Source organism: Maridesulfovibrio sp., from assembly GCF_965230075.1.
Classification (GTDB): Bacteria; Desulfobacterota; Desulfovibrionia; order Desulfovibrionales; family Desulfovibrionaceae; genus Maridesulfovibrio.
Genome location: NZ_OZ245945.1, coordinates 2,501,404 through 2,520,000, shown reverse-complemented (window position 1 = coordinate 2,520,000; position 18,597 = coordinate 2,501,404). Strand labels below are relative to the sequence as shown.

The window sequence follows — 18,597 nt, the reverse complement described above, 5'->3', positions numbered from 1 at the left end:
AAGGTTCCCTCAGGCTGATTGGAAACCAGCCGTCGAGTGCAAAGGCATAAGGGAGCTTGACTGTAAGACAGACATGTCGAGCAGGAACGAAAGTTGGTCTTAGTGATCCGGTGGTTCCGCATGGAAGGGCCATCGCTCATAGGATAAAAGGTACGCCGGGGATAACAGGCTGATCGCGCCCAAGAGTTCACATCGACGGCGCGGTTTGGCACCTCGATGTCGGCTCATCACATCCTGGGGCTGAAGCAGGTCCCAAGGGTTCGGCTGTTCGCCGATTAAAGTGGTACGCGAGCTGGGTTTAAAACGTCGTGAGACAGTTTGGTCCCTATCTACCGTGGGCGTAGGATAATTGAAGAGGGTCTGCCCCTAGTACGAGAGGACCGGGGTGGACGAACCTATGGTGTTCCTGTTGTCGCGCCAGCGGCATTGCAGGGTAGCTAAGTTCGGAAGGGATAACCGCTGAAAGCATCTAAGCGGGAAGCCTGCCTCAAGATTAGTTATCCCTATGCTTTAGCATCTAAAGATTCCAGGTAGACCACCTGGTTGATAGGCTGGAGGTGTAAGTGCAGCGATGCATTCAGCTGACCAGTACTAATAAATCGTGCGACTTATTTTTCTTCTCTTCCCTTAACTTTAACTTCTACTAGTTAAAGTAAGGGGTAAATTCTTCTCTATTAAACAATATATTTTGCTCAAAAAGAGCAAGCAAATTTGCTTGCGGCCATTGAGGAGAGGTCACACCCGACCCCATTCCGAACTCGGAAGTTAAGCTCTCCATCGCCGATGATACTGCTGGGTAGCCAGTGGGAAAGTAGGTCGCCGCAAGCTTTTTATTTCAAAGCCTCCTTGTTAATTCAAGGGGGCTTTATTGCGTTTGGGGAAGATGAGTTTTTTAGCCCCGGACTCTTGATGAGTGCGGGGTGTGTTTGTGGAGGAGAGGAATTTCTTTCTGACTATGGATGATAAAGTGCCCTTTCTATTCTCATGACGAGAATTAGTTCTGAGCGGTTTATTTTAATTTTTTGATGTAGAGTTTATGGTCGATAAGGTGCTTCTTAGAAAGGAAAATTCAAACAATATAGCTGTTAAGGTTTGTTTTTATGCGACCATAGTTTTAGACAAAAAAGCCCGCACAAGTAACTTGTGCGGGCTTAATAATTTCTTGCGCAATTTTATTACGTTTCAATGAGTGCAATTGGTCGCACCCAGCCTGCTGACCCTTTATGAACTTTTACCGGCGCGCAGATCACGGTAAATCCTGTTGCTGGGAGTTGTTCAAGGTTTACCATTTTTTCCATGTGACAATATGGAATTGTACTTCCTGCATAATGGCCTTCCCAGATGATGGAAGGGTCTTTGGTTTCCATGAATTTTCTTACGGTTGAGCTGAACGGCGCATCCCAGCTCCAAGCATCTGTGCCGACTACTTTGATACCCTGTTTTGTCAAATGGAGAGTTGCCTCTCGCCCCATGCCGCAGCCTTTTTCAAGGTAATCCTCGTGGCCGAATCTATTTCCGGCGGCAGTGTTTACGAGAACTATATCGCCTTCTTGTAAAACGTGGCCTATTCTTTCTAATTCTGCATCAATATCGGTTGGTGTTACAATGTAACCATCCGAAAAATTGCGGAAATCAAGTTTGACACCCGCTCCGATACACCATTCCAAGGGAATTTGGTCAATGGTCATTGCAGGAGTGTTGTCATCTGTTTTGGAGTGATAATGGTATGGAGCATCCATATGTGTGCCGGCATGAGTACTCATTTTTACGAATTCTACAGCCCAGCCTTCCTGTTCTGGAAGTTGTTCCGGACTTAGACCCGGAAATACGGATGCCATTTGGGCCGCTCCCGCTGTGTGATCAGCATATGTAATTTCGGGGACGAAACCTGGAGGGTCGGAAGGTTTGTCAGACCTAATAGAAACAGACAAATCAATAATCTTTCTGGGCATTTGTTTATCCATCTTTTTTAAGTAAATTAAAATACAGACACTGATGTATCTAACATATTGAAATATCGACTTGTTTTGTGATGTTAACTTCGGTTGATTTTTAATCTTTAACGCTTCTTGTGTCTATTCTTATCTTGCTATTGTCTATTGAATTCTCCTTATCATCATATTAACTATGTTTAAAATTTCGATACGAAGGAAAATGTATGACTTTCAAAGCAGATGTTGCCATTAATGTTTTCGGAAAAGTTCATCAAACAGCTCTTTCTCTTCTTTCCTTGTTGGGATGTAGTGGAGAGCACATAAGCAAAATTTATTTTCAGGAAGAAGCTTGTACTGCTGAATATGAATTTAAAAAGCATGATGCGATTCTTAAATATCTTGGAGATAAGATAGAACATTTTGTTCCTAAATATTGGAATGGGATTGATCCTAATGATATGGAGCGTGCTGCTTCCTCAGAAGATTATCGCTTATCTATAAGATATCAATATGGCTGGGAAAAATGTCAGCAGCGTTATTTGCTCACCGTGCATAATGATATTGAAGTAACTATGGATATTGTGGCTAATCTTTATAATGAACTGGACGGGCATACCGGTATCGGCGAAATAGGCCAGTGCTGGTGGTGCCCAGCAGGACAGAAAGGTTTATGCGATTCTGAGCGGTATATGGAGTTTAAGCCTTCGTATCAGTACCTGATGAAAATTTATAATAAAGATATGGATTATACCCAGCGGCGGGCCTACAATCTTGGACTTTCCGATCAATACAAGGAAAATGCATGGCCTTTGCCTGAGTGTCGTTTGAATGAGTGGTGTGCTTTGATCGACATGGATAAGGCCCGCAAGGATACCATGCCTATGGGAAGTGCAGTTCCGTTCGGCGCACGTATGCCTTCCGGTGCTTTAATAGGTAAAAACTGGGACCGCCCGGTTTGTTTGGACATTGCGGTGCAGTGGTTTCGCGATATGTTGCATATGGGACATACCTTCAAACATTATGATGTGAACATGGACATGATTCACGACAAGTTGGGCAGTATAAAATTAGATTCAGCTGAGGCCTATGTTGTGGCTGAACAGAAGGCTCTGCTCAGGCTTAAAGACCGATTTCCCGAATATTGCGAGTTTGCCGGACTTAGCTAGGTTGAATCCCAGTGACGTTTTGTTTATTTTTTGTGCTAAAATGCAATTTATCCTTGCATTTACTTACGTTCTGATTACTCATTTTCATTATGCAAACAGAATTAAAGATTCCCATTCTTCCCCGCAGGATTGTTTCGCAGCAGTTTAGTGATGCTGATATTGAACGTCTTGCCCAAGGGCTGGCTGATCCTGAAAACCGTATGGTTGAAATCATCGGTGCATTGATCAACGTGCACAAGAATGATGTCTGTGATACCCGTGAAATTCGGGTCAAATTTAAAGATATGCAGATTGAGTTGGCTCCGGTTAACGGGCATATCAACCTGCAGTGCTCTCGTGTGCCGAGGGACTGTCTCTATGATGGACGAAATGTCATTTGGCAGTCTGTTGAGCATATTTCGGCGGTCATTCGCGATATAATATTTGCTCCGAAGTATTCATGCGAAGGAGAGGATTGCCGTTCTACGAATATTAAGAAATTCGTGGAGCATTCAGGACTCATGTACCGAGGTGAGCGTGGTTTGGTCATGTTCACTTGGGGCGGTCATCAGGTTCCACTTGATGAATACAATTTTGCTAAAGAGCTCGGCTATTGGACCGCACTCTTCATGCCGGACATGGAAAATATCACCGGTTGTGGTGTGGGCGTTATGAAGGCTCCTTTTAAGGGGGCACAGGTTGCTTACGGTAAGCAGAATTCCTTTGAGCGCTTTGGGCATCGTGATTTTATCGGCTTTTCCGAAAAGAAGATTCTTGCTGCGGAAGCGCCGAACGAATTGGTAACCCAACTGCTCACCTTCCCGACTATTGAAGAGCGAATGGAAGCTTTTATCCGCGCTTCCCACCGAGGCAAGGTTCATCCCGGTGGAGCTGGTACTGTTGAGGAAATCCTGACCATGCTGGCTCTGCTTTCCATGCCCGATAACAAGGGAATTCCTTATGAATTCGATCTTGTTGAGATGGGCGGCGGGGTATATTTCAAAGAGTTGGTCGAATATCTTAACATTTGTTTCGGCGATGCGCTGGACGGTTTGTATAATGTGCATGTGGGTACTGCCCGTTCATATGCAAATTATGTGGCCTACCAGACCCAGCATTTAAATACCCGTTATCTCTGGAATGATGATCTTGTTTTCGATCCACGTATTCAGGAACCCTTTGAGGTTACCTTTGAATCAATGGAAGGACTGGATCTTTCCCGGGATCAGGAAGTTTTCTCCTTACTCATCAACCTGCGTCGTTTCTTCTCCGGAGTAGTGCACCTCACAGTTAAAGACCCGGATATGTTGGATTCATGGGGCGATGACAGGCCACTCATCAAGGGTGATAAAAATATTCTGGCTGCTACAGACCAACTGGTCCGCAAGCTGGCCAAGCAGGGCAGGATTCATCCCAGCAAGAGTAATAAGCCTGCTTATAGGATTGAGTAGTAATTTAAATTGATTGGAAAGATTGAAGCCGACCTGTATGTTTTCAGGTCGGCTTTTTTAATGAATAAATTCATTAACTATTTCATCTATTTCACCATTACATTTCATCTCGTATATTATGCGATTGAATTTTTTTATAAAATTGCGTTTGTACGGCGGGTTGTTTTTGCGGGAAAAGGCAAGGTGTCCATATTCTGTACTGATTTTAATTCCCTGTACCAGCTTTGATGGATTAATGCCCATAAGTTTGGCTGTGTAGAGAATGGATTTGCTGTCGTTCACGTAACAGTCAATGCGCCCGGCAAGGAGTTTCCTGATATTTTTTTTATTGCTGGATGCATCTTCGATTTTTAGTTTGTCGATATTGGGGATTATGAAACCGTCGTTGACCCCGATATTAAGATCCTTGTAATCATCCGGCCAATTGGGGCGTGGCTTGTCCAGAATGCCCTTGGCGCAGAAGATTGAATAGTCTTCTTCAAGTATTGGAGTAGAATAGGTATCTATCCATGGTCGTTTTTGGGGCCATTGGTAAGGTGGGAAGGCGGCGAAAATTTTACCGTTCTCTAGTCCTAAAAGTAAACGTTTGTATGGTACTGGAATTATTAATATTTCATATCCCCTCATCTGAGCAAATGCTTTCTTCAGGATTCGTACGTATATTCCGTCATACGTTCCATTTTGCATGAAACAATAAGGGGCATATGCGTCATCGCCATACACATTAACGCGGATGATTGCGTCAGCCTGCGGTATGCACGCAAGTAGTGTAATGAAAAGGATAAATGTGCTGAAAAGCTGTTTCATTCAGAACCTGCATTTAAATTTGTCATGGATTACAATGAATAGTGCAATTCTATTCAATTTTCATGAATAAGGTCAAATGTATTGTTCTGAAGTTGCTAAATAACTATTTACCAGCGCGGACCATACGTAGGGTTTCAAATGAGTAATTGCCGCAAAGTCCATTGAAAACGGGGCTTAGCTGCATGAAACCTTCTTCTTTGTAAAAGGCGAGAGTGTCCTGAAGGCATTCAAGTTCAGATGCTCTGAAATCCAGAACATCACTTATGTCCACTTTTCCGGCCCCGATGCAGGAAGTCAGGTGCGCATAGACCGTGGCGGGTTTGATGTTGCGGGATTCGGCCACTTTTTCGATGTCCATGAGTTCTTCGAACAGCTCAAGGGTTTCCAGTGCGGAAGCGGATACTGTGGGGCCTTCTTTTTTTGGGGTGGAAGTAGGAACTTCCTTGATTTTGTCTTCCGGGATGGGGAAAAGGTCGTCCGGTCTGCCGTGTTTTTCCTGATGGTCCATTAGTACTTCAACTATGGCGGCTCCGTAGCGGAAAATTTTCTGATCACCCAAGCCGCTTACCGCATAGAGTTCTCCAGTTGTCTGGGGGCGGTAGCAGCCAAGTTCCAGCAGGGTTTTGTCTGCGAAAATTGCATAGGCCGGGACATGCTGTTCCTGAGCGAGGGTGTTGCGCAGTGAACGCAGTGATTCCAACAGTTCTTGAGCTTCCGGTGTGGAAAGTGAGGGGCTGTTTGAATCGCCGATGACCAGTTTCTTACGGGCCTTGCGGGTTTTGGTCTTAGCCAGTACCGGGTCTTTGCGCAGGGCCACGGTTCGTTCTTTGCGCAGCACTTCCCAGCTTTTGGCATTCAGTTTCAGCGATCCGTAACCTTCCATATCAACATCTACCAGCCCTTGGGAAACAAGTTGGCGGTGAATGGAAAGCCATTCATCAGAATTAAATTCTTTGCCGATGCCATAGGTGCTTAAGCTGTTGTGCCCTTGGGTGCTAATGCGCTTGTTTTCTTTACCCAGCAGGATGTCGATCAGGTAATTGGCCCCGAAGAGTTGCTCGGTGCGGTAAATATTAGAGAGCGCTTTTTGGGCCGGGATGGTTCCGTCAAATGTAGAGGGCGGGTTGATACAGGTGAAGCAGTTTCCGCACGGTTCCTTTAGTTCTTCTCCGAAGTAGGAAAGCAGGGACTGGCGCAGGCATCCCGGTGATTCGCAATAAGCGAGCAGGGCGTTTAGCTTGCGCAGTTCCAAAGCTTTGCGCTCATCAGGGCTGTTTCCGGACATGATCATCCGTTTCAAGAAGCCGATATCCTGAATCCCCACGGACATCCAAGCTTCGGCAGGCAACCCGTCACGTCCGGCGCGACCTGTTTCCTGATAGTAGGCCTCGATGGTCTTGGGTAGGTCCAGATGGGCCACGTAGCGCACGTCCGGCTTGTCGATCCCCATACCGAAGGCGATGGTTGCTACCATGACGATACCATCTTCAGACATGAACCGGGCCTGATTGGCCTCGCGGGTTTGGGCGTCCAATCCTGCATGATAGGGCAGCGCATTGATACCTTGTTTGCAAAGCCATTCGGCAGTAGATTCCACCTTCTTGCGGCTCATGCGGTAGACAATTCCGCATTCGGCAAAATGCTCATTCTTGATGAAATTGAGTAATTGCCGCTTTTCCTGATCCTTGGGGATTACAGTATAGCGGATATTAGGGCGGTCAAAGCCGGTGGCAAAAATGTCGTCGTTGCTGAAAGAAAGGCGGTAGAGGATTTCCTTGCGTGTGGGGCCGTCGGCGGTGGCGGTCAGGGCCATGCGCGGCACGCTTGGAAACATTTCCGCAAACACGGAAAGCCGCAGATAATCGGGCCGGAAATCATGCCCCCATTGAGCAACGCAGTGAGCTTCATCAATGGCAATGAGGCTGACCTTGATGCCCGAAAGCATGTCCATGAATCCGGGCTGGGCCAGTCTTTCCGGGGCCACGTAAAGAAGGTCCATGTTACTACTATGCAGCTCATGGATAATATGGTTGGCCTCAGATGGCTGTATTGATGAATTCAAACAAGCCGCACGCACTCCCATTTGCTTCAGGGCCGCAACCTGATCACGCATCAGGGCGATGAGCGGGGAAATGACAATGCCCACTCCCGGACGCAGAATGGCCGGGATCTGGTAACAGGCGGATTTACCGCCTCCGGTGGGCATGAAAACAACGGCATTACCGCCGCTCATAATGCGGTTGATAACGTCCTCCTGCAACCCACGGAATGATTCATATCCGTAGGTTTGACGCAGGACGTCTAAGGGAGTGCGTAATGCGCTCATAAAGTTCTATAATGCCCAGGCTTCACCGTCTTTACTGCAGGTCAGCACCTGTGCTCCATTAGCGGTAACGGCGATAGTGTGTTCGAAATGTGCGGAGGGCTTGCCATCTTTGGTGACGATAGTCCAGTGATCCTTAAGGGTTTCAGTGGTTTTCACACCCGCATTGATCATGGGTTCTACGGCAATAACCAATCCCTGTTTGAGCTTGAAATCTTTGACCAGCCTGCTGTGGTAGTTGGGTACCTGCGGGGATTCCCAGAGACCTTCACCAATGCCGTGTCCGACCAGTGATTCAACTACGGAAAAGCCTGCGTTGCGGGCATATTTGGACATTTCTTTGGCAATTTTGCTCCATTTTATACCGGGCTTGATGCGCTTGATGGCAATGCGCAGGCACTCTTCAGTGACGTCCATGAGTTTCTGTTTCTCTTTATCAATTTCACCGATTGCATGGGTAACCGCGCAATCAGAGCACCAGCCGTTCAGGCGCACACCGATGTCGATGGAAAGGATATCACCGTTTTCCAGCTTACGGGCGGAAGGGATGCCGTGAACAATGGCTTCATTGATGGACATGCAGCAGCCGGCAGGAAAGGGGACTTTGCCCGGAACGCCTTTGAAAAGCGGTGTTGCGCCATTAGAAGTGATGAATTTTTCTACTTCGGCGTTGATTACTTCGGTGGATGTGCCGGCTTCGCACATTTCTTTTGCCACCATGTGGGCGTTGTAGAGCAGGATACCTGCTTCGCGCATGAGGTCGATTTGTTTTTTATTCTTTATAATCATTTGGATAACTCCAGAAAATGTTTTCGTGACCGGGACAGGCTACTCTTAAATATATGGAAGTCAACCGGATATAACAGTGTTCTTTGGGTGGAGCACTTACTTCTGTGAAAAAACAAACTTAATTTAAAAATGCTTTACTAAACTTTCCGTTTCCGTATTCTATAAGCAGAATAAGAAAACCTTTACTTGCAGGACCTGATTCAAGTTGCGGCGGTGAAGTTATGGAACACAAGTTTTCGGGCGAAGTAATATCTGTGCGGGGAAGCGTAGTCGACGTGCGTTTCCCCGAAGAAATCCCCCCTTTGCTTTCGGTGATGCACTCTGCTGGAGAGAAGGGTGTTACCCTTGAGGTTGCTGACCATCTGGATATGAACTCTGTCCGCGCTATTGCCATGACTCCTACCGGAGGGCTGGCCCGTGGTGATGTGGTCCATTGTGATGGTGAAACCTTGTGCACTCCCGTGGGGGAGGACTTGTTGGGTCGGGTGCTGAATGTCTTTGGCGACCCGGTAGATGGTAAGGAACTGCCGGAGGAAGTTGAATTCAGGTCCATTCACAATCAGCCTATCGAGCTTGCCCAGCGCGTTGTCTCCGAAGAAATTTTCACTACTGGAATTAAGGTCATTGATTTGCTTATGCCTCTTGAAAAGGGTGGCAAGGCCGGACTTTTCGGTGGGGCGGGAGTGGGGAAGACCGTTCTTATCACTGAGCTGATCAACAATATGGTCGGCGCACATAGCGGGATAAGTATCTTTTGCGGCATTGGGGAACGTTGTCGTGAGGGGGAGGAACTATATCGCGAAATGGGTGATGCCGGGGTACTCGATAACACGGTAATGGTTTTCGGGCAGATGAATGAACCTCCTGGGGCGCGTTTCCGTACCGGACATACAGCTTTGACCATTGCCGAATATTTCCGAGATGATCAGGGTAAGGATGTTCTCCTGCTGGTCGATAATATCTTCCGCTTTATTCAGGCCGGGATGGAGCTTTCCGGTCTGCTGGGCCGCCTACCCTCGCGTATGGGCTACCAACCGACTCTCGGTTCTGATCTCGCGGAATTGCAGGAACGTATTTCCTCCAGCAGTTCCGGAGCCATAACCTCAATTCAGGCTGTTTACGTGCCTGCCGATGACCTCACTGACCCGGCTGCGACCCACACCTTTTCACATCTTTCATCTTCCATTGTCCTCTCCCGCAAGCGTGCTGGGGAAGGTTTTTATCCTGCTGTGGACCCGCTGGAATCCCGGTCCATGATGCTTTCTCCGGCAATTGTGGGACAGCGCCATTATGACGTTGCCCGCGAGGTACGCCGTACCCTTGCCCAATACGAGGACCTTAAAGATATTATCGCCATGCTCGGTCTGGAGGAGCTTTCCCGTGAGGACCGAAAGATTGTTTCCCGTGCGCGCAGGCTGGAGCGGTTCATGACCCAGCCTTTCAACACCACCAAGCATTTTACGGGTATGGACGGGCGGATTGTATCTCTTGAGGATACGGTTCTCGGTTGTGAGCGTATATTGAATGACGAATTTCCCGATGCTACTGAGCGAGATTTCTACATGATCGGTTCCATTGAGGAGGTCGGCAAATGAGGCTGAAGATTCTTGTACCCGCAGGTCTATTTCTGGACCGTCTGGTAGATAAAGTTTTGGCTGAGAGCACTAAAGGTGGCTTCTGCCTGTTGCCCAACCATATTGATACAGCATCGGCCCTTGCTCCGGGTATCCTTACTTACGAGGTGGAGGGGGAGCCGCACCATCTGGCTGTGAATGGCGGTGTGTTGGTCAAGAAGGGCGATGCGGTTCGTGTCTCTTCCCGTGCTGCTGTTGCCGGGGAGCTTGGTGAATTGGAAGCTGAGGTTTTGCGTATGCAGGATGAGGCTGCGGAGGCGGAAAAGTCTGCGCGCAGTGCTGTTGCCAAGCTTGAAGCAGGATTTGTGCGGACCCTCATTGAAGTGGAGACTACATGAATGAGATCAAGCCAACCGAGCACAGGCCAAGCGAGCATAGACCGGACGAATTCGGTCAGACCGTAGGCAGCAAGGAGCAACGCAAGATTCGTGCGGAGCAGAAAGGTACCGTCGGAGCGTGGTCGGCTTTTGGAGCTATGGGAGCTGTCGGCTGGCTGGTTGCCCTGCCTGTGGTGCTGGGCAGTCTGCTTGGAGTCTGGCTGGATCATCGCTGGCCCACCAAAATTAATTGGACCATGACCATGCTTGGCGCTGGTTTGGCGGTAGGTTGTCTGTTTGCCGGGATTTGGATGAACCGCGAGAAGAACAAGATCATCAAGGAACGTGAAGAGTGGGAGCAGCAGGACATAAGGCAGAAGGACGGGGAGAATGATCATCAGTAGTTTAATGATAACTATTGCAGCTTTCGGGATTGGATTGCTCTTATCTGCAGTCCATTTCGGTGGGCTATGGTTGACTGTGCGTATGCTGCCTCGTTGCGAAAGGCCGCGCTTGTTTTTCTGGTCCAGTTATCTGGGCCGATACGGAATAACCCTGTGGGGTTTTGCGCAGGTTATGAGCTACGGTCCATTGCCGTTTGTTTCTGCATTTTTTGGTTTCTACCTGTTGCGAACCTACTTTCTGGCGAATCATTGCGGCATGGGCATGCTGGATATCGTCAAAATGAAGGGGATTGAATGGAAATAAGCCCGGACCATATAATCTATTTCAGCTTTGGTTTCTTCAAGCTGAATGCCACCATTGTTTATACATGGTTGGTTATGGTCCTGCTTGCCGGATTTTCATGGTTTGTGACCCGCAAAGTTACATCTTCAGCTCAGATCACAGCCAAGCAGAATCTGTTGGAAGTGTTGGTAGGGGGGCTGCTTTCCCAGATCAAAGACGCCACCAATCAACAGCCGGAGAAGTTTCTGCCTCTGCTCGGCACTTTGTTTATCTTCATTCTCGTATCCAATTTGCTGTCCGCAGTACCGGGATTCAAGCCGCCTACAGGCTCGCTTTCAACTACCACTGCATTCAGCCTGATCGTATTTTTTGCCGTTCCCTATTACGGAATAAAGGAGAACGGTTTGCTTAATTATCTCAAAAGTTATGTGCAACCTACGCCGTTCATGTTGCCGTTCAACATAATCGGTGAGGTCAGCCGGACTTTTGCACTAGCGGTGCGCTTGTTCGGGAACATACTTAGCGGGACCATGATGGGCGCGATTCTACTGGTGATTATGCCGCTGTTCGTGCCTGTAATAATGCAGATGCTGGGGCTGCTTATCGGAGTGGTGCAGGCTTATATTTTTACCGTACTTGCGGCGGTGTTTATCGCCGCAGGTCTTGAGGTGCATGGTTAGTTGATACGCTTCGCGTTTTGGATGAAATGATTTTGCCTCCGGCGGCTTAAACCCTTTTTGAAAAAAGGGTTTAAGAATCCCAAAAACTTTTGATAGGGCTTCGCCGGGTAATTTAATCAAAAAGGGGGTTTTGATGGAAACTCTTGGTTGGATTGCTTTCGGGTCGATTATTGCGGCTGGTCTTTGCATGGGTATTGGGGCCATCGGTCCTGCGATCGGTGAGGGTATGGCTCTCTCGCGGGCGCTGAGTTCAATTGCCCAGCAGCCGGATGAGACTAATACTATTGTTAAGTTCCTGTTTGTGGGGATGGCAATGGTTGAATCTACTGCAATTTATTGCTTTGTGCTGGCTATGATTTTGCTCTTTGCTAATCCTTTCTGGTCCTATTTCCTTGAAAAGGCCGGAGGCTGATAATGTTGCTGGATTGGTTCACGATCTTTGCGCAGATTCTGAACTTCTTTGTACTCATCGCACTACTCAGGTTGTTCCTATACAAGCCCATTGTTGAGGCTATGCAGGAGCGTCAGGAGCATGTTGCGCAGGAAACGCATGCATTGCGTGAAGCCAGAGCTGAAGCGCAGACCCTTAACATGGAGCTTCGCCGTAAACGTGAGGAGCTTGATAACCGTGAGGCTGATGTCATGGCTGAAATCCATGCTGAGGCCGAAAGGTGGCGGGAACAGGTCATGGATTCAGCGCGGGGTGAGGTCGAAACCATACGTAGGGAATGGCTGGCCGCATTGGAGCGGGAAAAGGAAAGTGTTGCACTCAACTTGCGCAAGAAGCTTATCCATGAAGTTTCTGCAACCGCCGCAAGGATTGTACAGGATCTTTCCGGCAGCGATCTTGAGCAACTGATCTTAAGCGGGTTCATGCAACGGATAGATAATGAAGCCCGTGGCGTGGATTGCGGTAATTCTGAAATCCTGATCCGTACTGGATTTGAGCATACAGATCTGCAGGAGCAAAGCCTCAAGCAATTGCTTGCAGAGTTGTTCCCGGTCCAGAATGAACGAATATTTTCAACTGATCCTAGATTGGGACTCGGCATTGAATTGATCGCCGGAGACCGTAAATGGGAGTGGAATCTAAGCTCGTATGTTAACGAGTTGGAACAAAAAATTTTATCGGAAATCAACAGCTAAATCTATCCTCACTCTCCACCAGACGAAGCGGCGAAGCCAACTAAAAAGTTCTGAAGGGAATGGGGTCTGGGGAAGGGGAAACTCTTGCAAGAGTTTCCCCTTCCCCAGCCGCCGGAGGCAAAACATGGGTTTCCTAGAAAAAAATATAGATCAGGCCTTGAATGCCCATGAAAAGGGTCGCGAGAATATGGAATACAGCCCGGACTCGCGTGAAGTGGGGAGGGTAACCTCCGTGGCTCGCGGCGTGGCTCAGGTGCAGGGATTAGGCTCTGTGCGGTCTGAAGAACTGATCACGCTTGGCAATGATGTCCCGGGCATGGCTCTTGATTTGCTGCCTGATTCTATTGGTGTTGCCCTACTGGGCGCTAATACTGGCCTTAAGGCCGGGGATGAGGCTGTCCCGTCCGGTAGGGTGCTGAGTGTCCCCGTGGGTGACGATCTGATCGGGCGCATTGTAGACCCGCTGGGCAATCCGCTGGACGGAGGGCCGGCTCCGGAAACATTCGAAACCCGTGTGGTGGAATCGGAGGCTCCGCCCATCCTAATGCGTGCCCCGGTTGATACTCCCATGGCCAGCGGTATCAAGGTCATTGATACGCTGATCCCCATCGGCAGGGGCCAGCGGGAGCTGATCCTTGGTGACCGCCAGACCGGAAAGACCTCCATTGCCCTTGATATCATCCTGAACCAGAAACAGGGTGACGTGGTCTGCGTATACTGCGCCATCGGTCAGCGTAGTACTTCTGTGGCAAGGGTCATTGATACCCTGCGTAACCACGGGGCTATGGCCTATACCTTCGTGGTCGTGGTTGAGGGTGATGCTCCTTCGGGTATGCAATATGTCGCGCCCTATGCGGCAACGAGCATGGCTGAATATTTCATGGAACAGGGCAAGGATGTGCTCATTGTTTATGATGACCTGACCCGTCATGCTCAGGCATATCGCCAGCTCAGTTTGCTTATGCGCCGTCCTCCGGGGCGTGAGGCTTTTCCGGGTGATATCTTTTATATCCATTCACGATTGTTGGAGCGTTCCACTAGGCTCAAGCCGGAGCATGGCGGTGGTACGCTCACCGCATTGCCCATAGTGGAAACCGAGGCCCAGAATATTTCGGCCTATATTCCCACTAACCTGATTTCTATCACGGACGGTCAGATTTACCTCTCCCCGGTGCTGTTTCAGAAGGGCATGCTCCCGGCAATTGATGTGGGTAAGTCGGTTTCCCGTGTGGGCGGACGCGCACAGCCCAAGGCCTACCGCAAGGTCTCCGGTGACCTGCGTTTGACCTATTCCCAGTTTCAGGAACTGGAGGCGTTCGCAAGGTTCGGTACGAGGCTGGATCAGGATACCCGAAACCGCATTGAACATGGTTTGCGGGTGCGAGAATTACTCAAGCAGGACCGTTTTACGCCGCTCAGTGCGGTACAGCAGGTAGTGATTCTTTGGACAGTCTCGCTTGGATTGCTGGATGATATCCCGCTGGAACGTATTGCCGAGGTACAGCAGTTCCTGCTGACCCGTATGGAAGAGAGTTTCGAACCTATGGAACGTCTGGCACAGGCGGATACCAAGGATGAAATCTGGGCTGAACTTGAGAAGGCAGTGACCCATCATATGCAGAAGTGGAGGGAGGCGCATGCAGCAGCTTGAGGCCGTGCGCAAAAAGATTGCGACCACGGGCGATCTGCTTTCGGTGGTCAAGACTATGAAGGCCCTTGCTGCGGTCAATATTCGCCATTTCGAGAATGCGGCCAAGGGAGTCGGTGAGTATGCCGAGGTGATTGAGCAGGGCTGGACTGTCTTCTTCCGTAATGCCGGAATACTGCCCCATGGTCCGCGGGACGGAATTGCCGTGGTGCTGGCAATTGGTTCCGATCAGGGCATGTGTGGCCAGTTTAACGAGTTGGCACGGGCTGAGACTGTGGCTGTTGTGGATTCGTTTCGTGAGGCTGGGCAGAAGGTAATCTGCTGGACCTGCGGGGAACGGGTGCGCGGTTCTTTGGAGGACTCCGGGGTTGAGGTGGATTTGAATTTTCGGGTTCCGGGCAGCCTGCGCGGCGTTGATACCATCGTTGATGACATAGAGCAGAATTTGGAAGAATGGCGCAACAAGCGCGGGATGAACCATTTCACCATAGTGAACAACCTACACGTCAGTGACGGGGAGAAGGTCGCGGCCCGTCATATTTTACCGCTCCATAAGCGTAGTGGAAGCACGAAATGGAATGGAAAGTCTCTGCCAATGACCAATGTTCCGGTTCAAGATTTATTCTCAAGTTTATTCAGGGAATATCTATATATCTCCGTATACGGTGGAATTGTTCAATCTTTAGCCGCCGAGAATAGCTCCCGCCTTGCCGCCATGCAGGTTGCCGAGAAAAACATCATTGAGCATGTCGAGGTCCTTGAGTCCGAGTATCGCACTACCCGTCAGGGTTCGATCACTGGCGAGTTGTTGGATATTGTTGCTGGGGTGGAGGCTGTTGTTGGGGGGTGATAGGAAGAATTAAATAGCTTAGCTTTCTTAAATTGGAAATAAAAATTCCCCCGCCTGCATCAGCAAGCGGGGGAATTTTATTAGGAGTGGGATGTGTTTATTTTTAGGAAGATGGTCTAGTTGGCTTCAACTGCTGCTTTGGGGCGAACGTACTTCACGAAGAAGGCACCGAATGCTGCTACTGCTGCTGCGATACCGATCATGATGGAGATGTTCATGTCCAGTCCGAAACCGATCTTGGCCTGACAGATGAATGTGGCAACAACTGCGGTCATGAAGGTTGCGGGGATGGATGCGATCCAGTGCAGTTTTGCACGCTGGGCGAGGTATACTGCGGAGGTCCAGAGGACCAGCATGGACAGGCACTGGTTGGAGAAGCCGAAGTATCTCCAGATTGCGGAGAAGTTCTGGGTGGAGATGATGTAACCCAGAGCGAACAGGGGTACTGCGATGAGCAGACGCTTGATTGCGGGGCCCTGATCCATTTTGAAGGTTTCCGCTACAATGAGGCGGGTGGAGCGGAAAGCGGTATCACCACTGGTGATGGGCAGGATTACTACTGCGATGATAGCGAAGATGCCGCCGATGGGACCGAGCAGGGAGTTAGCAACTTCAGAGACTACTGCGGAAGGGGAGCCGGCAGCGATAACTGCGTTGAGTGCTTCGGGGGATTCGTAGAAGGACAGGCCAAGGGTACACCAGATCAGGCCGATGATACCTTCGATGATCATTGCGCCGTAGAATACGGGGCGGCCTTCTTTTTCATTCTTTACACAGCGGGCCATAAGCGGAGACTGAGTGGCGTGGAAACCGCTGATTGCGCCGCAGGACAGGGTGATGAAGAGCAGGGGCCAGATGGGTTTGTCACCGGGGTGGAAGTTCACTGCGAAATCAAGGTTGGGCAGCATGGTGTGACCGCTGAACATGAGTGCGATTGCAAGGGATACAGTCATGATCAGCAGCAGTGCGCCGAACAGGGGGTAAAGTTTACCGATGAGTTTATCGATGGGCAGGATAGTTGCCAGAAAGTAGTAACCGAAGATGCAGGCTACGAGGATTCCGGTCTCTACTCCGGTCAGGCCGGTGAGCAGCTTTGCTGGTGCGAGTACGAATACAACACCGACCAGCATGAGCAGTACAAATGCAAAGATACGCATTACCTGACGAGCTGTCATGCCGAGGTATTCACCAACCAGTTCGGGTACAGATGCGCCGTTGTTGCGGATGGAAAGCATTCCGCTGAAGTAGTCATGAACGGCTCCGGCGAAGATACAGCCGACAACGATCCAGATAAGGGCTACGGGACCGTACAGGGCACCGAGGATGGGGCCGAAGATGGGGCCGATTCCGGCGATATCCAGAACCTGAATGAACATGAGTTTCCACATGGGCATAGGCATGTAGTCAACATCATCACGCATTGCGTATGCGGGGGTGGTGCGTTTTGCATCCGGGGTGAACACGTTGTCCACGAATTTACCATAAATAAAATAACCGACGATAAGGGCTGCCACACAGGCAAAGAAAAATAGCATAAAAGTTCCTCCGTCCTTTTGCTGAAAAGAAATTATGCGCTCTTTCTGTCATAAAGGCGGGGGTGAATTCTATGCTTTGTGTTTGAAATGTCGTTTTCGGTGTTTGAAATGACTTATAACGGATGAGATGGGGGGAATTGGCTGCTGCAGGATATGATTGCCTTTGTGTAAATTGACAGTTCTTGTAAATGAAAATACTCTTTTATGAAATTTTCAGGTGCTGCGTTCGGGACGCAGCGCCCTATTCTATTTAGAGGTAGATGTATGCGTCCTGATAAGAAGAAAGCTCTATTTGTTGCCCGTAAAATTTTTGCAGAATTGGTTTTTGATACACAGAAGCTGGAAGGGATGCCGTTCACGTTTCCGGAGGTTCAAACCTTTATTCAAGGGATTACTGTCGGCGGTCATAAAATTTCTGATGCAGAAAAGCTTAAGCAGCAGGTTCTTGGATGGGAGGCCCTGCTTGGATTGGCTGAGTCCGGTAAGTTTGAGATAAGTAAAGAGGTAGCGTGTGATCTTCAAGCTGTGATTGCGAAGGATGAAGCTTTGGAGATCGGGCGTTTCTGGTCAGGACAAGTGGGGATTGCCGGAACTGATTACAGCCCTCCGAAACCAGATGAATTGGAAGCAGCATTTCAGAGTGTGATGGAAACCATTGAGGCTGAAGAGTCAATTGCAGTTCAAGGTTATCTTTTGCATTTGCTTTTTGCCCGCAGCCAGTTTTTTTATGACGGAAACAAGCGAACGGGTTTGCTCATGATGAACGGACATCTGCTGTCCAACGGTTATCCTCCTATGTCTATCCCTGCTAAATTGTTGGCGGAGTACAACTCCGGGATGATCGAATATTATGAAAGCGGTGATCCGGAAAACATGCTCGCCTTTCTTAAAGGTTGTCATGAGAAGCTGGCAGCAAAATTTGATTTTTAGTTTTTTATACTCTTCACAACAAAAAAGCCTGACGCGATCATAAATCACGTCAGGCTTATTCATTTAATATGGGTGCGGAGAGTCTTATTTAACCAGTTCTCTCGCAAATTCTACAGCCTGCTGCTTTGCCTCTTCCCCGAGGTTGTCGGGGTTCTTACAGCCGCCTAAGAAGAGAGTTGCGGTGTGGTTGGTCAGGTGCGGTTTTTTCATTCTGGAGAAAGCGGTGAAGGTTTCCGCAGCGTTGTTTTCGTATGGTCCGCCACCGGTTACCAGAAAGCCGTGACGTTGGTCCTTGATGAGGGAAGCGTGGGTTGGCATATGGTAGTCTACGTACAGGCTGTATGTTCTGTCGATGACAGTCTTGAGCTGTGCGGAGGGGCCCCAGAAGTAGAGCGGGGAAGCGAAAATAACTGCGTCGGATGCTATCATCTGTTCCAGAATTGCCGGGATGTCATCTTTAATTACACAGCCGATCTCTTCCGGCTTTTCCTTACACTTCATACAGGCCATACAACCTTTCATGTCTTTGTCGTTGAGATAGATGGTCTCAACTTCGTGGCCCGTTTCTTTGAGCTCTGCTTCAACCCATTCGATCATTTTAGCGGTATGGCCTTTTTTTCTGGCACTGCCTTGAAGGCAAAGAACTTTCATATTCTGCTCCTGATTTGTCAGCTCGTGCGGCGGTAATATGGATTAATTTTCAGGCGCGACACAGGCTTGA

18 protein-coding genes and 2 rRNA genes (1 of these 20 only partly in view) are annotated in these 18,597 nt (G+C 49.0%); 14 read left to right on the top strand and 6 right to left on the bottom strand.

What is annotated here, in order from left to right; all coding sequences use genetic code 11:
- Positions 1 to 616 (top strand): 23S ribosomal RNA (locus tag ACO05Z_RS11425); it begins 2,318 nt to the left of the window's first position.
- Between the two features lie 97 nt (positions 617 to 713).
- A 5S ribosomal RNA gene (gene rrf / locus ACO05Z_RS11420) occupies positions 714 to 828 on the top strand.
- A 347-nt stretch (positions 829 to 1,175) separates the two neighbouring features.
- Here rrf and ACO05Z_RS11415 read toward each other — a convergent pair.
- Positions 1,176 to 1,952, bottom strand: coding sequence for a cyclase family protein (locus ACO05Z_RS11415; RefSeq protein WP_421902305.1), 777 nt, complete (start codon positions 1,950 to 1,952; stop codon positions 1,176 to 1,178).
- 206 nt (positions 1,953 to 2,158) lie between these two features.
- Here ACO05Z_RS11415 and ACO05Z_RS11410 point away from each other — a divergent pair, with 206 nt between their 5' ends.
- Both ACO05Z_RS11410 and ACO05Z_RS11405 read left to right on the top strand, forming a co-directional pair.
- Positions 2,159 to 3,100 (top strand): hypothetical protein, encoded by a 942-nt coding sequence (locus ACO05Z_RS11410; protein WP_421902304.1) that lies wholly within the window; start codon positions 2,159 to 2,161, stop codon positions 3,098 to 3,100.
- Positions 3,101 to 3,189: 89 nt separating this feature from the next.
- Positions 3,190 to 4,530, top strand: coding sequence for a PpnN family nucleotide 5'-monophosphate nucleosidase (locus tag ACO05Z_RS11405; protein WP_421902303.1), 1,341 nt, complete (start codon positions 3,190 to 3,192; stop codon positions 4,528 to 4,530).
- 57 nt (positions 4,531 to 4,587) lie between these two features.
- On the opposite strand, the gene ACO05Z_RS11400 is transcribed toward ACO05Z_RS11405, so the two are convergent.
- From ACO05Z_RS11400 to map, 3 genes are all read right to left on the bottom strand, one after another.
- Entirely contained in the window at positions 4,588 to 5,337 is a 750-nt protein-coding gene (locus ACO05Z_RS11400) for a substrate-binding periplasmic protein (RefSeq protein WP_421902302.1), read from the bottom strand.
- Positions 5,338 to 5,440: 103 nt separating this feature from the next.
- Entirely contained in the window at positions 5,441 to 7,663 is a 2,223-nt protein-coding gene (recQ, locus tag ACO05Z_RS11395; RefSeq protein ID WP_421902301.1) for a DNA helicase RecQ, read from the bottom strand.
- Positions 7,664 to 7,669: 6 nt separating this feature from the next.
- Complete coding sequence (map, locus tag ACO05Z_RS11390) at positions 7,670 to 8,449, bottom strand: type I methionyl aminopeptidase (RefSeq protein WP_421902300.1); 780 nt, start codon at positions 8,447 to 8,449, stop codon at positions 7,670 to 7,672.
- Positions 8,450 to 8,670: 221 nt separating this feature from the next.
- Here map and atpD point away from each other — a divergent pair, with 221 nt between their 5' ends.
- The 9 genes from atpD to ACO05Z_RS11345 all read left to right on the top strand — a co-directional run bounded on the left by atpD (position 8,671) and on the right by ACO05Z_RS11345 (position 15,411).
- The gene (gene atpD, locus ACO05Z_RS11385) at positions 8,671 to 10,044 is read left to right on the top strand and encodes a F0F1 ATP synthase subunit beta (RefSeq protein ID WP_421902299.1); all 1,374 of its coding nucleotides are present in this window, start codon (positions 8,671 to 8,673) and stop codon (positions 10,042 to 10,044) included.
- Entirely contained in the window at positions 10,041 to 10,421 is a 381-nt protein-coding gene (locus tag ACO05Z_RS11380; RefSeq protein ID WP_421902298.1) for a F0F1 ATP synthase subunit epsilon, read from the top strand. Before atpD ends, ACO05Z_RS11380 begins: the two co-directional genes overlap by 4 nt.
- Entirely contained in the window at positions 10,418 to 10,804 is a 387-nt protein-coding gene (locus ACO05Z_RS11375) for an AtpZ/AtpI family protein (RefSeq protein ID WP_421902297.1), read from the top strand. The genes ACO05Z_RS11380 and ACO05Z_RS11375 overlap by 4 nt, the downstream gene beginning before the upstream one ends.
- On the top strand, positions 10,791 to 11,108 hold the full coding sequence (locus ACO05Z_RS11370) for an ATP synthase subunit I (RefSeq protein ID WP_421902296.1): 318 nt from the start codon (positions 10,791 to 10,793) through the stop codon (positions 11,106 to 11,108). The genes ACO05Z_RS11375 and ACO05Z_RS11370 overlap by 14 nt, the downstream gene beginning before the upstream one ends.
- Positions 11,099 to 11,767, top strand: a complete 669-nt coding sequence (locus ACO05Z_RS11365) for a F0F1 ATP synthase subunit A (protein ID WP_421902295.1) — start codon at positions 11,099 to 11,101, stop codon at positions 11,765 to 11,767. The genes ACO05Z_RS11370 and ACO05Z_RS11365 overlap by 10 nt, the downstream gene beginning before the upstream one ends.
- A gap of 133 nt (positions 11,768 to 11,900) precedes the next feature.
- Positions 11,901 to 12,179 carry a F0F1 ATP synthase subunit C gene (locus ACO05Z_RS11360; RefSeq protein WP_015852105.1) on the top strand — a complete coding sequence of 93 codons (279 nt, stop codon included), beginning with the start codon at positions 11,901 to 11,903 and terminating at the stop codon, positions 12,177 to 12,179.
- A 2-nt stretch (positions 12,180 to 12,181) separates the two neighbouring features.
- Entirely contained in the window at positions 12,182 to 12,913 is a 732-nt protein-coding gene (locus ACO05Z_RS11355) for an ATPase (RefSeq protein WP_421902294.1), read from the top strand.
- Between the two features lie 124 nt (positions 12,914 to 13,037).
- Positions 13,038 to 14,564: a F0F1 ATP synthase subunit alpha gene (locus tag ACO05Z_RS11350; protein ID WP_421902293.1), complete on the top strand. Its 1,527-nt coding sequence runs from the start codon at positions 13,038 to 13,040 to the stop codon at positions 14,562 to 14,564.
- Positions 14,551 to 15,411: a F0F1 ATP synthase subunit gamma gene (locus tag ACO05Z_RS11345; protein WP_421902292.1), complete on the top strand. Its 861-nt coding sequence runs from the start codon at positions 14,551 to 14,553 to the stop codon at positions 15,409 to 15,411. Before ACO05Z_RS11350 ends, ACO05Z_RS11345 begins: the two co-directional genes overlap by 14 nt.
- A 116-nt stretch (positions 15,412 to 15,527) precedes the next feature.
- Here the strand turns inward: ACO05Z_RS11345 and ACO05Z_RS11340 are convergent, their stop codons facing one another.
- A complete protein-coding gene (locus ACO05Z_RS11340) occupies positions 15,528 to 16,946 on the bottom strand; it encodes a carbon starvation protein A (RefSeq protein WP_421902291.1) in 1,419 nt (472 codons plus the stop codon).
- A gap of 204 nt (positions 16,947 to 17,150) precedes the next feature.
- Between ACO05Z_RS11340 and ACO05Z_RS11335 the strand changes: the two genes are divergently transcribed.
- Positions 17,151 to 17,876 (top strand): Fic family protein, encoded by a 726-nt coding sequence (locus tag ACO05Z_RS11335; RefSeq protein ID WP_421902290.1) that lies wholly within the window; start codon positions 17,151 to 17,153, stop codon positions 17,874 to 17,876.
- 84 nt (positions 17,877 to 17,960) lie between these two features.
- Here the strand turns inward: ACO05Z_RS11335 and ACO05Z_RS11330 are convergent, their stop codons facing one another.
- On the bottom strand, positions 17,961 to 18,527 hold the full coding sequence (locus ACO05Z_RS11330) for a flavodoxin family protein (protein WP_421902289.1): 567 nt from the start codon (positions 18,525 to 18,527) through the stop codon (positions 17,961 to 17,963).
- Positions 18,528 to 18,597 lie beyond the last annotated feature (70 nt).

What these genes read in the sequence shown, in the direction of transcription:
- ACO05Z_RS11415 (WP_421902305.1), bottom strand. Translation starts at nt 1,952, where the DNA reads ATGCCCAGAAAGATTATTGATTTGTCTGTTTCTATTAGGTCTGACAAA.
- ACO05Z_RS11410 (WP_421902304.1), top strand. Translation starts at nt 2,159, where the DNA reads ATGACTTTCAAAGCAGATGTTGCCATTAATGTTTTCGGAAAAGTTCAT.
- ACO05Z_RS11405 (WP_421902303.1), top strand. Translation starts at nt 3,190, where the DNA reads ATGCAAACAGAATTAAAGATTCCCATTCTTCCCCGCAGGATTGTTTCG.
- ACO05Z_RS11400 (WP_421902302.1), bottom strand. Translation starts at nt 5,337, where the DNA reads ATGAAACAGCTTTTCAGCACATTTATCCTTTTCATTACACTACTTGCG.
- recQ (WP_421902301.1), bottom strand. Translation starts at nt 7,663, where the DNA reads ATGAGCGCATTACGCACTCCCTTAGACGTCCTGCGTCAAACCTACGGA.
- map (WP_421902300.1), bottom strand. Translation starts at nt 8,449, where the DNA reads ATGATTATAAAGAATAAAAAACAAATCGACCTCATGCGCGAAGCAGGT.
- atpD (WP_421902299.1), top strand. Translation starts at nt 8,671, where the DNA reads ATGGAACACAAGTTTTCGGGCGAAGTAATATCTGTGCGGGGAAGCGTA.
- ACO05Z_RS11380 (WP_421902298.1), top strand. Translation starts at nt 10,041, where the DNA reads ATGAGGCTGAAGATTCTTGTACCCGCAGGTCTATTTCTGGACCGTCTG.
- ACO05Z_RS11375 (WP_421902297.1), top strand. Translation starts at nt 10,418, where the DNA reads ATGAATGAGATCAAGCCAACCGAGCACAGGCCAAGCGAGCATAGACCG.
- ACO05Z_RS11370 (WP_421902296.1), top strand. Translation starts at nt 10,791, where the DNA reads ATGATCATCAGTAGTTTAATGATAACTATTGCAGCTTTCGGGATTGGA.
- ACO05Z_RS11365 (WP_421902295.1), top strand. Translation starts at nt 11,099, where the DNA reads ATGGAAATAAGCCCGGACCATATAATCTATTTCAGCTTTGGTTTCTTC.
- ACO05Z_RS11360 (WP_015852105.1), top strand. Translation starts at nt 11,901, where the DNA reads ATGGAAACTCTTGGTTGGATTGCTTTCGGGTCGATTATTGCGGCTGGT.
- ACO05Z_RS11355 (WP_421902294.1), top strand. Translation starts at nt 12,182, where the DNA reads ATGTTGCTGGATTGGTTCACGATCTTTGCGCAGATTCTGAACTTCTTT.
- ACO05Z_RS11350 (WP_421902293.1), top strand. Translation starts at nt 13,038, where the DNA reads ATGGGTTTCCTAGAAAAAAATATAGATCAGGCCTTGAATGCCCATGAA.
- ACO05Z_RS11345 (WP_421902292.1), top strand. Translation starts at nt 14,551, where the DNA reads ATGCAGCAGCTTGAGGCCGTGCGCAAAAAGATTGCGACCACGGGCGAT.
- ACO05Z_RS11340 (WP_421902291.1), bottom strand. Translation starts at nt 16,946, where the DNA reads ATGCTATTTTTCTTTGCCTGTGTGGCAGCCCTTATCGTCGGTTATTTT.
- ACO05Z_RS11335 (WP_421902290.1), top strand. Translation starts at nt 17,151, where the DNA reads ATGAAATTTTCAGGTGCTGCGTTCGGGACGCAGCGCCCTATTCTATTT.
- ACO05Z_RS11330 (WP_421902289.1), bottom strand. Translation starts at nt 18,527, where the DNA reads ATGAAAGTTCTTTGCCTTCAAGGCAGTGCCAGAAAAAAAGGCCATACC.